The sequence below is a fragment of the Ruegeria sp. K7 genome, assembly GCF_056531785.1.
This window is the reverse complement of record NZ_JBQFMJ010000001.1, coordinates 615,158-629,892: the sequence shown is the minus strand read 5'-3', so window position 1 is coordinate 629,892 and position 14,735 is coordinate 615,158. Positions and strand designations below refer to the sequence as shown.

General features: G+C 58.4%; 16 protein-coding genes and 1 tRNA gene. 4 read left to right on the top strand and 13 right to left on the bottom strand.

Annotated features, from left to right (window positions below; all coding sequences use genetic code 11):
• The first annotated feature begins 30 nt into the window (after window positions 1-30).
• Complete coding sequence (locus ACR0FE_RS03125; protein WP_170610500.1) at window positions 31-273, top strand: hypothetical protein; 243 nt, start codon at window positions 31-33, stop codon at window positions 271-273.
• 3 nt (window positions 274-276) lie between these two features.
• On the opposite strand, the gene ACR0FE_RS03120 is transcribed toward ACR0FE_RS03125, so the two are convergent.
• The 8 genes from ACR0FE_RS03120 to ACR0FE_RS03085 all read right to left on the bottom strand — a co-directional run bounded on the left by ACR0FE_RS03120 (window position 277) and on the right by ACR0FE_RS03085 (window position 5,652).
• Entirely contained in the window at window positions 277-1,356 is a 1,080-nt protein-coding gene (locus tag ACR0FE_RS03120; RefSeq protein WP_170610504.1) for a 2'-deoxycytidine 5'-triphosphate deaminase, read from the bottom strand.
• Between the two features lie 61 nt (window positions 1,357-1,417).
• Window positions 1,418-1,494 (bottom strand) — tRNA-Pro (locus tag ACR0FE_RS03115).
• Between the two features lie 61 nt (window positions 1,495-1,555).
• Window positions 1,556-2,179 carry a MerR family transcriptional regulator gene (locus tag ACR0FE_RS03110; protein ID WP_480910949.1) on the bottom strand — a complete coding sequence of 208 codons (624 nt, stop codon included), beginning with the start codon at window positions 2,177-2,179 and terminating at the stop codon, window positions 1,556-1,558.
• An 18-nt stretch (window positions 2,180-2,197) separates the two neighbouring features.
• Complete coding sequence (gene ihfA, locus ACR0FE_RS03105) at window positions 2,198-2,500, bottom strand: integration host factor subunit alpha (RefSeq protein WP_008755922.1); 303 nt, start codon at window positions 2,498-2,500, stop codon at window positions 2,198-2,200.
• A 96-nt stretch (window positions 2,501-2,596) separates the two neighbouring features.
• Complete coding sequence (locus tag ACR0FE_RS03100) at window positions 2,597-3,568, bottom strand: beta-ketoacyl-ACP synthase III (protein ID WP_170610510.1); 972 nt, start codon at window positions 3,566-3,568, stop codon at window positions 2,597-2,599.
• Between the two features lie 22 nt (window positions 3,569-3,590).
• Window positions 3,591-4,679 carry a phosphate acyltransferase PlsX gene (gene plsX / locus ACR0FE_RS03095; RefSeq protein ID WP_480910946.1) on the bottom strand — a complete coding sequence of 363 codons (1,089 nt, stop codon included), beginning with the start codon at window positions 4,677-4,679 and terminating at the stop codon, window positions 3,591-3,593.
• 24 nt (window positions 4,680-4,703) lie between these two features.
• Window positions 4,704-4,910 (bottom strand): 50S ribosomal protein L32, encoded by a 207-nt coding sequence (rpmF, locus tag ACR0FE_RS03090; protein WP_008756996.1) that lies wholly within the window; start codon window positions 4,908-4,910, stop codon window positions 4,704-4,706.
• Between the two features lie 205 nt (window positions 4,911-5,115).
• On the bottom strand, window positions 5,116-5,652 hold the full coding sequence (locus ACR0FE_RS03085) for a YceD family protein (RefSeq protein ID WP_480910943.1): 537 nt from the start codon (window positions 5,650-5,652) through the stop codon (window positions 5,116-5,118).
• 85 nt (window positions 5,653-5,737) lie between these two features.
• Here ACR0FE_RS03085 and ACR0FE_RS03080 point away from each other — a divergent pair, with 85 nt between their 5' ends.
• The 3 genes from ACR0FE_RS03080 to ACR0FE_RS03070 all read left to right on the top strand — a co-directional run bounded on the left by ACR0FE_RS03080 (window position 5,738) and on the right by ACR0FE_RS03070 (window position 8,924).
• Window positions 5,738-6,214, top strand: a complete 477-nt coding sequence (locus tag ACR0FE_RS03080) for an outer membrane protein assembly factor BamE (protein WP_170610518.1) — start codon at window positions 5,738-5,740, stop codon at window positions 6,212-6,214.
• Between the two features lie 98 nt (window positions 6,215-6,312).
• Window positions 6,313-7,047 carry a GNAT family N-acetyltransferase gene (locus tag ACR0FE_RS03075; RefSeq protein ID WP_480910941.1) on the top strand — a complete coding sequence of 245 codons (735 nt, stop codon included), beginning with the start codon at window positions 6,313-6,315 and terminating at the stop codon, window positions 7,045-7,047.
• A gap of 68 nt (window positions 7,048-7,115) precedes the next feature.
• Window positions 7,116-8,924 (top strand): ABC-F family ATP-binding cassette domain-containing protein, encoded by a 1,809-nt coding sequence (locus ACR0FE_RS03070; protein ID WP_480910938.1) that lies wholly within the window; start codon window positions 7,116-7,118, stop codon window positions 8,922-8,924.
• 72 nt (window positions 8,925-8,996) lie between these two features.
• On the opposite strand, the gene ACR0FE_RS03065 is transcribed toward ACR0FE_RS03070, so the two are convergent.
• The 5 genes from ACR0FE_RS03065 to ACR0FE_RS03045 form a co-directional block, all read right to left on the bottom strand.
• Window positions 8,997-9,752 (bottom strand): 3-hydroxyacyl-CoA dehydrogenase, encoded by a 756-nt coding sequence (locus ACR0FE_RS03065; protein ID WP_170610524.1) that lies wholly within the window; start codon window positions 9,750-9,752, stop codon window positions 8,997-8,999.
• 127 nt (window positions 9,753-9,879) lie between these two features.
• The gene (locus ACR0FE_RS03060; protein ID WP_480522445.1) at window positions 9,880-10,413 is read right to left on the bottom strand and encodes a DUF3299 domain-containing protein; all 534 of its coding nucleotides are present in this window, start codon (window positions 10,411-10,413) and stop codon (window positions 9,880-9,882) included.
• On the bottom strand, window positions 10,403-11,704 hold the full coding sequence (locus ACR0FE_RS03055) for an agmatinase family protein (protein ID WP_480910935.1): 1,302 nt from the start codon (window positions 11,702-11,704) through the stop codon (window positions 10,403-10,405). Before ACR0FE_RS03055 ends, ACR0FE_RS03060 begins: the two co-directional genes overlap by 11 nt.
• A gap of 226 nt (window positions 11,705-11,930) precedes the next feature.
• Window positions 11,931-13,181, bottom strand: coding sequence for a tyrosine--tRNA ligase (gene tyrS / locus ACR0FE_RS03050; RefSeq protein WP_170677471.1), 1,251 nt, complete (start codon window positions 13,179-13,181; stop codon window positions 11,931-11,933).
• 87 nt (window positions 13,182-13,268) lie between these two features.
• Complete coding sequence (locus tag ACR0FE_RS03045) at window positions 13,269-14,561, bottom strand: MFS transporter (RefSeq protein WP_480811698.1); 1,293 nt, start codon at window positions 14,559-14,561, stop codon at window positions 13,269-13,271.
• Window positions 14,562-14,735 lie beyond the last annotated feature (174 nt).

Sequence of the window (14,735 nt, the reverse complement as noted above, 5' to 3'; positions counted from 1 at the left end):
TAGGTTAAGGGCAGAAAACGGAGTTAAGCAATGAATGCTAATCGGATCATCGACATGATCGTGCGTCAGGTCATGCGCCGGCTTGTCACGCGGGGCGTGGACATGAGCTTTGATATGGCCGACCGGATGACCCGCAAGCCCGGGCAGACAAATGATGCGCCCCGCGACCCGGAGGCCGACCGTCACATGCAGGAAAGCGCCAATCGGCAGGCGCAGGGCATGAAACAGGCTCAGCGCATGACCCGGCAGATGCGCCGGTTCATGAAGTTCTGACCGTTAACCGACTGCTTTGAAATGCTTGGACAGTTTCAACCCCTGTCCTTGATAGTTCGAGGCGATCCCGGCGCCGTATAGCTGCGTCGGCATCTCGGACATTTTTTCGTACACCAGACGCCCGACGACCTGCCCGTGTTCCAGAACGAAGGGCGCTTCGTGGCAACGCACTTCAAGAACGCCGCGCGATCCTTCGCCACCGGCGGCGGCGTGGCCGAAACCAGGGTCGAAGAAGCCGGCATAGTGCACGCGAAACTCTCCGACCATCGCCAAGTATGGGGCCATTTCAGCGGCGTACATAGGTGGGATATGAACCGCCTCGCGACTGACGAGGATGTAGAATGCGCCCGGATCAAGGATGATGCAGCCATTTCGGGTCCGCACTTCTTCCCAGTAATCCTGCGGGTCATATTCACCGATGCGATCCAGGTCAATCACGCCGGTATGGGGTTTGGCCCGATACCCAACCAGATCAGTGTCCGGCAATTGCAGATCGACCGAAAAACCCAGCCCGTCCTGAATCACCGCAGGGCCATCGACCAGCGGCGATTCAGCGTGCAGCGCAGTCAATTCCGCGTCGCTCAGCACGGCCTGACCCTGACGGAAGCGGATCTGGTTCAGGCGCATCCCCGGACGAACGAGAACCGAGAACGAGCGGGGGCAAATCTCAGCATAAAGCGGGCCGGAATACCCCTTCGGAACCCGGTCGAACTCCGTGCCTTCGTCGGTGATGGTTCGGGTCAGCAGGTCCAACCGCCCGGTCGAACTTTTGGCGTTGGCCACGGCGCTGGTGTCGGCAGGCAGGGCCAGCGACTCCATCAGTGGCACCAGATAAACGCATCCCTTTTCCAGAACGGCACCGTCGGTAATGTCGATCCGATGCATCTCGAACTCGGCCAGACGATCCGCGACTGTGCGTCCTTCACCCGCAAGGAACGAAGCGCGCACCCGGTAAGCCACTGTTCCAAGACGCAAATCCAGGCTGGCAGGTTGGATTTGCGCTGGAAGGACATCGGGGTTGGCGGTAATCTCACCGCGCGCAATCATTGCCTCGATCTGCTGGTTCGGGCATACGCCTGTCATTCCGATCCCCCCTGATGCCAGAGCGGGATCTGGCCTGTCTGCCATAAACGTCGGTGTGATTTGGTCGGGCTAGCAGGACTCGAACCTGCGACCTTCCGTCCCCCAGACGGACGCGCTACCAGGCTGCGCCATAGCCCGACGTTGAGGTGTTCATAAAGACTTTCCCGGCAGGGGCAAGAGGAAATCATCGCCTTTTTTCTTATCCTGCCGATCGGTTTTCTATTCTGTTCAACAGTGCGCGCAGTTCATTTGCGACGGGGGCGATTTGCTTCAGCAGGTCCTCGTCAAACTCGGTCCTGTTCCAGGCTTGCGATGCGATACCGCCCAGCAAAGGTGCCTCATCCAGATATTCTGGTTCGGCCTGCCTAGCGGCTTCCGAGCCGTTTGTTGCCGGGGCTTCCGCTGCTTCGGGCCGGGCCGAAACTTCCGGGGTAACGGAATCGCTGTCGCCCAGATCAAGATCAATCTGACCGGATGGCGGGACAGGGGGAGCGGTGAACGGAACGACGGTGCCGTCCTGAGTGACCACATCCGCCTCGGCCGCATCCTCGAGCGGCTGAGACAGCGAGGCCACATGCGCGACACCCTGTTCGCGCAGGATACGCTGAACACCTTTGATGGTGGTCCCATCTTCGTGCAGAAGCTTCTTGATGCCACCCAGCAGCCGCATGTCATTGGGGCGGTAATACCGGCGGCCACCAGCACGTTTGACAGGTTTGACCTGCGTGAAGCGGCTTTCCCAGAACCGCAAAACATGAGCCTGAACGCCCAACCAGTCCGCAACTTCACTGATGGTGCGAAACGCGTCGGGGGACTTGCTCATAATCGTGGCGTCCTGAACTTACTTGCGATTCCCTGCGGCGACGCGATCTTTCATCAGATGCGACGGACGGAAAGTCAGCACGCGGCGCGGCTGAATGGGAACCTCTTCACCGGTTTTGGGGTTGCGGCCGATACGGGCGGTTTTGTCGCGAACGCTGAAGGTACCGAAAGATGAAATCTTCACCTGTTCGCCACGCACCAGTGCGTCGGACATGTGGTTCAGCACGCTTTCGACCAGCTGCGCGCTTTCATTGCGTGAAAGGCCAACTTCACGAAAGACGGCCTCGCTCAGATCCATTCGGGTCAGTGTTTTGTCGCCCATGCCATTTCCCCTGTTGATAACAAAGCATAGGGGTAGGGCAAATTCGCTGTCAATATCAATGAATTGCAAGCGGACATGTAAGCCGAATTGCGCCTGTTACCAGCGCAGGACTACAGCACCCCAGGCGAGACCGCCGCCAATTGCTTCGGTAACGATCAGGTCGCCGGGTTTGATTTGGCCACGCTTCTTGCCGACCGACAGGGCCAGAGGAATCGAGGCTGCAGATGTGTTTCCATGATCCTGAACTGTGACAACGACATTTTCCATGGGCAATCCCATCTTCTTGGCCGTGCCCTGAATGATGCGGATATTGGCCTGATGCGGGACGATCCAGTCCACGTCGGCACTGCCAAGGCCGGCTCGTTCAAGCGCGGTGTTCGCTGTTCCGGCCAGCTTTTCGACGGCATGGCGGAACACCTGATTGCCTTGCATCCGCAAATGGCCGGTCGATTGGGTGGATACACCACCATCGACATAGAGCAGATCCTTGTAGCGCCCGTCCGAGTTCAGGTCGGTCGCCAGAATTCCACGGTCCTGCGCCGTGCCTTCACCTTCCTGTGCCTCAAGTATCAGCGCACCGGCGCCATCTCCGAACAGCACACAGGTCGACCGGTCGGTCCAGTCCATGATTCGCGAAAACGTCTCGGCGCCGATCACCATAACCCGCTTTGCCTGACCGGCCAGGATCAACGCGTTCGCATTGCCGAGCGCAAAAACAAACCCGGCGCAAACAGCCTGCACATCGAAAGCAAAACCACGGGTCATGCCCAGTCCGGCCTGCACCATTGTAGCAGCGGACGGGAAGGTCAGATCGGCGGTCGAGGTCGCCAGAACAATGGCATCGATATCATCGGCGGTCAGACCGGCATCATCCAGCGCAGCAGTTGCTGCCTTGATGGCCAGATCGGATGTCGTCTCATCATCGGCGGCAAAGTGGCGGCGTTCGATCCCGGAACGGGTGCGAATCCACTCATCCGTTGTATCCAGCGTTTTTTCGAATTCAGAGTTCGGGACCACGCGTTCCGGCAAATAATGCCCGATACCAACTACAACTGAACGGCCTGCCATTTTGTAGGTACTGCCTTTTTTGTTATTCTTCCGCCTGGGGCGGAGTATGCGCGGCATCTTGTGCAAGCTCGGCTGTGGATGCAACCCGTGCCGCCAATTTTTCAGCGAAACCCGACTCGGCCAGGGTAAACGCCAGTTTGACGGCCGCCGAGACACCCGTGGCATCCGCTCCGCCATGCGATTTCACGACGGTCCCGTTCAGGCCCAGAAACACGCCGCCATTCACACGACGGGGATCAATACGTTTCTTCAGACGTTGCAACGAGGTGATCGCAAGAACCGAGGCCAGCCGGGACAGGGGTGAATACTTGAACGCCTCACGCAGCAGGTCGCCTATCAGGCTGGCTGTGCCTTCTCCGGTCTTGATGGCGACATTGCCGGTAAAGCCATCGGTTACAATGACATCAGCCTTGTCGCCGGGGATATCACTGCCTTCGACGAAACCCACAAACTCGAAATTCGCCTGCTCTGCGAATTCCGTGATCATGGTGTGGGCTTCTTTCAGTTCGGCGCGGCCTTTATGTTCTTCGGTCCCCACGTTCAGCAAGCCGATGCGGGGGCGGCCAAGCGCCATGCCATTGCGCGCGTAGGATGCGCCCATCAATGCATATTGCAGCAGATCTTTAGCGTCGGCGCGGACATCCGCCCCGACATCCAGCATCACGTTGAAGCCCTGCGGGTTGCGCGAAGGCCACAGAATGGCGATGGCCGGACGGTTAACACCGGGCAATTTGCGTAGGCGCATCATAGACAACGCCATCAGCGCGCCGGTATTGCCGCAGGACACCGCGCCGTGGGCATCGCCCTCGCGGACCGCTTCCAGCGTCGACCACATCGAGGTCTGCTTGCCGTTGCGCACCACCTGGCTGGGCTTGTCCTCCATCGTGACCACGTCCGGGCAATCACGAAAAACGACGCGCCCTTCAAGGACACGCCGTTTGGCAACCAGTCTGCGCAGCTCTTCTTCCGGCCCGTGCAGGATGAATCCGATGTCCGGGTTCTTACTTGCCGATTTGGCAATACCCGCGACAACGGCAGCGGGCCCTGCATCACCACCCATAGCATCAACCGAGATGATGATCCGGTCGTTGTGCGTGGGCTGATCCGTCATGCCTGGGCCTGCGTCCTGTCAGGCTTAGGCCGCGTCTTCGTCCAGATCGATTTCGTCGGCTTGTGCGACGACTTCGCGATCATCATAGTGGCCGCAGGATGCACAAACGTGGTGCGGGCGCTTCAGCTCACCGCAGTTCGGGCATTCGTTCGGGTTTGCAGCAACCAGAGCGTCGTGTGCGCGGCGGTTGTTGCGACGCGACTTGGAAACTTTGTTCTGTTGGACGGCCATGGTCTCAACCTTTGTCTACTATGGGCCGACAGATTCGCTGTGGCCGGGGTTTCATTCTTCGTTTTCTCGTGGTTTGACGCGCGTTTAGGGGACGAGCCCCGCAATGTCCAACCCAAATTCCGATGAGCGCGCGAAAATACTGCGATTCTCGTCATGTTCAAGCGATTTTTCTGAGCGCCTGCTATGACAGGAAATCGCCCTCGTGTCACTCGTCTTTTTTCATCGCATCGCGCAAACCGGCCAGTCCGGCGAACGGCTTGACGTCCTTATCCGTCATCGCCTGTTTGCCCGGCTCGGTATAGTCAGCTTGCCCCAGTTCCGCGCCGTCCTTGCGCGGGTATTGGGGCAAGGCCAGCGACAGCGCCTCGATCATGATCGCTTGCGGATCGATTTCGGTGCCCAGCGGTTCGGTTTCGTCCCCTTCGGGAATTTCGAACTCTTCTTCGTCCGGGTCGCTCCAGTCGGCCAGAAATACTCGTGTGACCGGGATATCGATCCGGGTTGTCACCGGATCCAGCGAGACGACACAGGGCTGAACGACCGTCGCGCCGAGCTTGCCGCTGACCACCCAGTCTCGCTTTCCCTGCGCGCGCACGTCTCCCTTGAAGCTGAGTTTGCGCAGCCCCAGCAGCCCAAGTTCGTCCTTGATTGCCGCCAAAGATTGTGTGCCAGGGCGCAAATCAAACGGCGTCGGCGTGTTTTGCGGCAGGTCGGCCACCCGCAGAGATGTATGGTTGCTCACTTCATGGCCCTTTCCTGTGTTGAACCGAGGCACCGGTTTCTGTAATCGGATAGAAGCCGCAAGAGGCCAAGGCAAGAGGGTGCAAATGTTGAAGATCGTGAACAGGTTCAATCCGGCGTCAAAGACGCTTGTCTTTGCCGCGTGCCTGGCAACCCTGGGTGCCTGTACGGCGACCTACAAAAACCACGGCTATATTCCACCGGCCGAAGAGCTGGCAGAAATCAAAGTTGGCGTAGACACCCGCGACAGCGTGGCCGAAGCGGTCGGCGCGCCCACCTCGACCGGTGTAGTTCGGGATTCGGGGTACTACTATGTGGCGTCGCGTGTCCGGTTTTACGGCCCCAAGAAGCCCGAAGTGGTATCGCGAGAGTTGCTGGCCATCAGTTTCGACCAGCGGGGTGTTGTGCGAAACATTGAACGTTTTGGCCTGGAGGATGGAATCGTAGTGCCGCTGGAGCGCCGCGTCACCGAATCCAACATCGAGGACCAAGGGCTTATTCGCCAGCTGATCGGTAACATTGGCAACTTCAACCCGGCCAACATCCCGGGGGCAACAAACTAAAGTTCCGCCAAACTTGCGATGGTTACACGACAGTCACACATTGCATGGTATCGATACGGCATGTCGATTTCGGGTCAGCAACCGCGGAGGATGCGACCATGGCACTTTTGCTCGGTAAGGGGCGGTATCGCGCCCGTCTTGCGCAGTCACCGCAGGACGTTGCGGCGGCGCAGCGACTGCGGACACTGGCTTTTGGAACGGGGCAGGCCGATCAGGACGATTTCGATCCGATCTGCGCGCATATACTGGTTGAAGACGTGCGAAACTGCAGGCAATTGGTTTGCTGCTTCCGCATGCTGACAATGAACAGCGGCGCTGACATCGGGCGTAGCTATTCCTCGCAATTCTATGACCTTTCGGCGCTTGAAGGTTTCAGCGGGCGGATGGTCGAGATGGGGCGGTTCTGCATACATCCCGACTATTTCGATCACGACATACTGCGCGTCGCGTGGGGTACCATGACCACCTATGTGGACGAGAACGAGGTCCGGATGCTGTTTGGCTGTTCCTCTTTCGCAGGCACAGAGACGGCCGAGTACCTGGACGCATTCGCCATGCTCAAACATCGCCATCTGGCGCCGAAGCGCTGGTTGCCCCGGGTCAAGGCACCGGATGTTTTCCGCTTTGCCGCGCGCCTGCGGCGCAGGCCGGATGTGAGGAAGGCGATGCTGCGTATGCCGCCACTGTTGCGGACCTATCTGATGATGGGGGGCTGGGTCAGCGATCATGCGGTGGTGGACCGGCACATGAACACGTTGCATGTGTTTACCGGGCTTGAGATCGGAGCGATACCCCCGGGCCGCAAACGTTTGCTGCGAACCGTGGCCGGGTGATTTGAGTATTTTGGAAAAGGTGAAGCGGGGGCGTTGACGCGTCCCGTCAGCCGGTTTAGCTGGCGGGCATGGCAAGAATTCCTTTGTTGCAGATGTCCGGTATTTCCCTGACGTTCGGGGGTGATCCGGTGTTTTCCGGGCTTGATCTTGTGGTCCAGCCCAGTGATCGGGTGGCCCTTGTCGGGCGCAACGGATCAGGCAAATCCACATTGATGAAAGTGATGGCGGGTCTGGTCGAGCCTGATCACGGCGAAATCGTTGTGCCGCCCGGAAAATCGGTTGGGTACATGGAGCAGGACCCGACGATGGAAGGGTTCGCAACGCTGGGCGATTACGCGTCCAGCGGATTGGAGCCGGGCGAACTGTACAAAGTGGAACGCGCCGGTGAGGGGTTGAAGTTCGATCCGTCACGCGCGGTTGAGACCGCCTCGGGCGGCGAGCGGCGGCGGGCGGCGCTGGCCAAGCTGATGGCCGAAGCACCGGATCTTATGTTGCTGGACGAGCCGACCAACCATCTGGATATCGAAGCGATTGGGTGGCTTGAACGCGAGCTGGGGTCAGCGCGGGCGGCTTTTGTCCTGATCTCGCATGACCGTGCCTTTTTGCGCGCACTGACGCGGGCGACTTTGTGGATTGATCGCGGGTCGGTGCGGCGGCAGGAACAGGGGTTTGACGCGTTCGAGGCGTGGCGGGACAAGGTCTGGGAGGAGGAAGACCAGCAACGCCACAAGCTGAACCGGCTGATCAAGTCCGAGGCGAAATGGGCAGTTGAAGGCATCAGCGCCAGACGCAAGCGCAACCAGGGTCGTGTGCGTGCCTTGCAGGCACTGCGGGCGGAGAAAGCAGCGCAGATCAATCGTCAGGGCGCTGCCGCCATGTCATTGGAATCCGGCCCGAAATCCGGCCGAAAAGTGATTGTGGCCGAAGGGCTGGCCAAGAGCTTTGGGGATACGCAGATCGTGCGAAATTTCGATCTGCTGGTTCAGCGCGGTGATCGTGTGGCCTTTGTCGGGCCCAATGGTGTGGGCAAGACGACGCTGTTGAAGATGCTTCTGGGACAAGAGGCGCCGGATGAGGGCGCGGTCAACCTGGGGACCAATCTGGAGATCGCGGTTTTCGATCAGACACGGGCGCAGCTTGATCCCGACATGACCTTGTGGGACAGCCTGACCGGTGATCCGGACATGCGGGTGTCGGGCAAGGCTGATCAGGTTATGGTCGGCGGCCAGCCCAAGCATGTGGTTGGCTATCTAAAGGAATTTCTGTTTGACGAGCGGCAGGCGAGAGCCGCCGTTAAGTCTTTGTCTGGTGGGGAAAAGGCACGTTTGCTGTTGGCGAAGCTGATGGCAAAGTCATCGAATCTACTGGTGCTGGACGAACCGACCAACGATCTGGATGTCGAGACGCTGGACCTGTTGCAGGAACTGCTGGACGACTATGATGGCACGGTTTTGCTGGTCAGCCATGACCGGGACTTTCTTGATCGCGTGGCCACCACTACCATCGCGATGGAGGGTAATGGGCGCGCCACGGTCTATGCTGGCGGCTGGTCGGATTACATCGCGCAACGCGGCGACGTGATCGATAAGAAAGAAGAAAAATCAAAACCTTCAAAGGCAAAGGTCAAGCAGGAAACGAAGCCGAAATCGGGACTGTCCTTCTCGGAAAAGCACCGGTTGGAAAAGCTTCCGGCCGAGATCACGCGCCTTGAGGCCGAGATTGCCAAGCTGGAAGACCTGATGTCTGATCCGGAGCTGTTTACCCGCGAGCCGGTCAAGTTTCAGAAAGCCACCGATGCGCTGGTCGAGCGGCAGGAGAAACTGTCCGCCGCCGAGGAAGAATGGCTGATGCTGGAAGAAAAGGCCGAGGGCACTTAGTACTGTTTTGTACGTCCCGGCATCCCGGGTGTGTTTGATTTGTACCAAATTCCTGCGGCCATTTTCGGTGCATCAGCGCATGCGCAGCGCGCCGTCGATGCGGATGACTTCGCCGTTCAGGTAACCCATCTCGACGATGAATCCAGCCAGGCGCCCGTATTCACGCGGATCACCCAGACGGGGCGGATTGGGCACGTCGGCGGCAAGCTGCTGCTGCACCTCTTCCGGCAACCCGGCCAGCATCGGGGTCATGAAGATACCGGGCGCGATGGTCATGACGCGTATGCCGGTCGAGGCCAGATCACGGGCCATGGGCAGGGTCATGCCCACCACGCCACCTTTGGAGGCAGCATAGGCGGCCTGACCTTTCTGACCGTCGAAAGCCGCGATCGACGCCGTGTTAATGATCACCCCGCGTGCGCCGTCGGGTTCGGGTTCGTTCCGCGCCATCTCGGTTGCGGCGAGACGTGACACGTTGAAGGTGCCGACCAGATTGATGTCGATGGTTCGCTGGAACGCGTCCAGCGGGTGGGGGCCATCCTTGCCGACCGTCTTGATGCCATAAGCGATACCGGCGCAGTTCACGGCGGCCGTGATCTTGCCCATCTTGTCTGTGGCCAATGCAATGGCAGCAGAGACCGAGGCCTCGTCAGTTACGTCCGTATTCGCGAAGTGCCCATTGATATCCTTTGCCACCTGCGTTCCCCGATCAGCGTCCCGGTCCAGAATCGTGACCTGAGCACCGTTTTCCGCAAAATGGCGGGCAGTGGCTTCGCCCAATCCGGATGCGCCGCCGGTGACGATCGCGGCTGTGGTGGACAATTGCATGGCGGGCTCCTCTGCGGTGATTTGAACGTATGTTCATTTAATGGGAAGAGGCTATGCCTGTCCAGTCGTGTGTGCAGGAAGGTCCGTTTCCGTCTCAATTGGGTAGTTTATCGCCTGACGGGTGGTTTCACTCGGCGGCTGAGACGTCAGGAATGGTTGCTGTAACAACGTCCGAAGCTTTGATCTTGTAGACTGAAGGCGCGAGTTCGCTCTGAGACTGTCGGATGAAGATTTCACCTGTAACCCAAACCGGATCCGCAGATATGTCGACGCCTTCCGGATACTCAACAGAAATTACCTGATCAGGAAGTGGTGCGGTTGGATGCCGGCACGTCTGAGACAACAGAGGCACTAACAGGAAGTCTTTCACGTCCTTGAATTCAAACTCAACGGGATGAGCGTACCCGGCAATGAGAACAAGATCGCCTTCCAGGTCAGAGTTCCCCGGCACGCATTCGGCAATCTGCATCGATAGCATACGATCGCTTAAGTCTCTGGGCAGGCAACTTGGGTTTGACAGGTATTCATCCAAAAACTGAGCGCACTCGACAAGGCGGCCTTCGCGAAGATCTGACCACGAAATCTTCTGCGGCTCGGACTGTGCTGCCAAACCGGTCAGAGAAACAAAGAAGACTGAACAGACAAGAAGTCTAATTGTCATTCTGACCGTGTGAAACAGTGAGCGGGCTTTTGTAATCCGGTTCGGTCAGACCCTGTTTACGCATCGCAATGCCGGTCAGGCATTCCCTGATCGTTCGATTGGCATTCAAAGCCGAAACGTAGGTTGGGTCCATCAACGGAGCCAGTTCGACAATTTCGAACCCAATCACATTCGACTCGGCGCAGAGACGACGAATTATCGGAAAGATCTCGCGCGGCATCAGGCCGCCAGGTTCGGGCGTTCCCGTGCCGGGGACAAATGCCGGGTCAAAAGTGTCGATGTCGAAAGAGATATAGATAAACTCCGGCCCGTCATTTGCTTCCGCAATGACGTCTTCCATAACAGCGTCCCAGCCGCGATGTTCGATCTCGGCCATGGTATGATAGCGGAATTGGTTGGTGCGCATCCACTCAAACGCTTTTTCATCCGGGTAGTATCCGCGCAATGCGACTTGAATGAAGTTTTTGCCCTCGACCAAGTCTTCTTCGATCAACCTGAAAACAGGCATGCCATGGTTGATCAGGTGTCCAAAGCCATACTTTCCGGCATCGTAGTGTGCATCGAAATGAACGACGCCCACGTTACCCTTGCCATAAACGTCCGTCATGGCTGCCACGTTCGGATACATCAATGAATGATCACCACCAACAATAAAAGGTATCACATGGCTGCCGTCAGCGTGTTGCACTGCCGCTGCCTGACCAACAAAAGAACGGACCGCATGAATTGTGCGCTCGGTGCTCATGATGTCGTTCGGGGCGTTTCCGTAGTCAACAACTGTCATTTCCTGCAGCGGATCAACCATGACGTGCATATGCGGCTGCCGCGCCCCACGGCCGAGATACAACGAGGAGTTACGAACTGCATTCGGACCGCGCGACGCCCCGCGTGCGCCGGTCCCCATGTCAGTAAAGGCACCCATGATGGCGACGTCAACTTCAGCAGCGGCTAGATCGCCGGGCGTGAATGCTAACGGTTGGTGCAAGAAAGTTGGGAGTTGCATATAGCCTTGGCCAGGGAAACGCTGAGGGTCGACAACCCCGGGTTCTCGTCCTTCACGCTCTCCTTCAAAACTTGGCAAAGGAGTGCGCCATGCATTGTAAGTTGGATCTTCAGTGTCCAAAGGAATAACGGGTTGTTCCCCCTCACGGATCGGTGCTTGGGCACCTTCGAATTCATGACCATAAATTTGAGCGTTTGCGGAACTTGCAAAGGCAACGCACAAAACAGCGCGCGTGAATTGGAGACTTTGAAACACCGGAAGCCCCTCCCTTGGTTTTGGCTTAACCAAAACTATCGCCGAAACTGCAGTTTTTCGCAAATTCTGGCTCGGGTACGTCCTTTGCACTGGGATGTAAGGCCTTTTGTCAGCCTGTTTTTCCCCCTGCAAATCCAGAGTTTCTTTTCCAGACTTGCGACCTTGTCCACTTAGCTGGCGCTCCGCCCATGGTTAAGCTTGGCGGTCAAACGAAAACGGCCACCGGTCAGGTGGCCGCTTCGAAGAATTGTATTTGTGTTCAGCCCAGCTGCACCAGCGCGTGACGCTTTTTTCCGGCGCTCAGCTTAATCGGTGAAGACAGCGCACCTGCGTCGATCATCAGGCCCGCATCCGTCAACGGTGCGTCGTCCAGTTTGGCGCCGTTTTCGGCGATCAGGCGTTTGGCTTCCTTGCCCGATTTTGCCAGACCGGATTTCACGATGATCTGCACGATGGACATGCCGTCGCCCAGTTCATCCACGCTGAGGGTTAGGGTGGGCAGATCACCTCCGACACCGCCTTTTTCGAACACCTCGCGGGCGGTGGCTTCTGCCGTCGCGGCGGCGTCGGCCCCGTGCAGCAGGGTGGTGACCTCATTGGCGAGACGGATTTTGGCCTCGTTGATCTCGGACCCGGCCAGCGCGCCCATGCGGTTGCATTCCTCGACAGGGAGTTCTGTGAAGATTTTAAGGAAGCGGCCCACATCTGCGTCGGTGGTGTTGCGCCAGAACTGCCAGAATTCGTAGGCGCTCAGCATGTCACCGTTCAGCCAGACCGCGCCGCCCTGCGACTTGCCCATCTTGCGGCCATCGCTGGTCGTCAGCAGCGGTGTGGTCAGGCCGTAGATCTCCTGATCCAGAACCCGGCGGGTCAGGTCTATGCCGTTGACGATATTGCCCCACTGGTCTGAACCGCCCATCTGCAGAACGCAGCCATAGCGGCGGTTCAGCTCGAGGAAGTCGTAGGCCTGCAGGATCATGTAGTTGAACTCGAGGAAGGACAGCGATTGTTCACGGTCCAGGCGTGATTTCACCGATTCAAAGCTCAGCATCCGGTTGACTGAGAAATGCCGCCCGATATCGCGCAGGAAATCGAGGTAGTTCAGACCGTCCAGCCATTCGGCATTGTTCAGCATCAGCGCGCCGGTCTCGCTGTCGTCATAGGACAGGTATTTGGCGAAAACCTGCTTCATGCCCGCGATATTGGCGTCGATCTGTTCGGGGCCCAGCAAAGGGCGCTCGTCCGAGCGGAACGAGGGGTCGCCCACCTTGGTCGTGCCGCCGCCCATCAGGGTGATCGGCTTGTGGCCGGTCTTTTGCAGCCAGCGCAGAACCATGATGTTCATCAAATGACCCACGTGCAGCGACTGCGCCGTGGCGTCATATCCGATATAGGCAGTTTGCACCCCGCTGATCAGCGCGTCGTCAAGGCCCTGATAATCGGTGCAGTCGGCGAGAAAGCCGCGCTCGATCATCGTGGCGATGAAATCCGATTTGGGGTGGTAGTTCATATCGTGCCCTCGGGGTTGATGTTGCGGGGCACTGTATAGGCGGCGGGATGGGTAAGGGAAAGGCACCTTTTTCGCTGAGATCGATGCCTAGGGGTCTTTCGGTTCAGGTGACTGGTCGACCGGTGGCAGGCTGAACGCGTATATCATTGCGATCAGGTTCAGCACCGCCAGCACGAAAATGGGCGTGACCGGGTCATGCAGATGGGCCACGGCGCCAAGAATGGCGGCGAACACGATGCCGACCAATCCGGCAATCACGTCCCCCAGCGCGACAAGGTAGGGACGTTCCTTTTCCTCGGTCAACTCGATCAGATAGAGGTAGCGACCGTAGATCACGCCATTACCTCCGACGGACAGCAGCAGGATCACCAGCGCGTAGAGCCAGACGTTCTGTGCGTAACCCAGCATCGTGAACGCCAGCGCCAGAATGGCCGATATCATCGAAATCAGGCACCCCAGCCACATGACCGGCTTGACCGATATGCGCCCGCTGAGCCAGCCCCAGACGACCGAGCCGATCACGACACCTGCGCTGGCGGCCATGACGAAGTAGCTGAGCGAGTGTTTGGTGCCTACATGGTAGGTCGCCGCGTGGATGGTGTAGAACGGCATGGCCAGTTCCACCGAGATGAAGATCATACGGGCGGTCAGAAATTTGCGATACCAGCCCAGGGCCATGCCGGTTTTGAAGCCGGTGGCAAGCTCGGCAAGGGGCTTGGGCTTTTGTGCCGGTGCGGGTTTGGCAGCGTGTTCTTCCTCAAGCAGGCGGACACCGGCAAAGCTGATACCGGCGGCAAACATCGCGACAACACCGCACCACATGACGACGATATGGCGTTGCAGGGGTTCTTCTGAGGCCAGAAGATCCTTGGTGATCCAGACGATCACGATTGCCAGAACGCCCGAGATCGTGGCCTGGGCAAAGACCATCCGGTTGCGCTTGGCCTTGGGAACCGAGACGCCGTAGATCTGGCTGGTGCCGAGGCTGGTGATCCCCTGACACAGGCCCATGATGATCGCGGTAATCAGGAACAATGCGACCACCATGATCTGTGGCAGGTTGGTGGCAAACAACGCCACGACGGCCAGGATGGCCCCGGTCAGGATGTTTGGGATATAGACCGCCACTTTCGCGCGGGTCACGCGGTTGATGAAGGGCGAGACGAAGATTTCAGCGATCAGCCTTGCGCCGGTGACAAACGGCAGCAGCAGGCCTGCAACGAAGGTGGGGGCTCCAAGCGCAAGATAGAGGAATGGCAGAACCAGCCGGGGGTTGACCAGTTGCCCGCCGATCGTCGCCAGCGCGCCTGACCAGAAAATCAGCTGGTAGTTGCGGGCTTCAATCGGATTGGTGCCCTCGGGGGTGTCCGGTCGCTGCATCGGGTAATGACTCGGGTGTTCAGGTTTCGATACGGTTGTAACTTGCCATACTCGGTCACTTTTTCGCAAATCCCCCGAGTGTCGGAGTGCGGTGCCGGGCTGGATATAGATTTGAGGCAACGATTTCGGTTGCCTTGTGATCGGCGAATTCCATGCGACTTGCTTTGTGCGGCT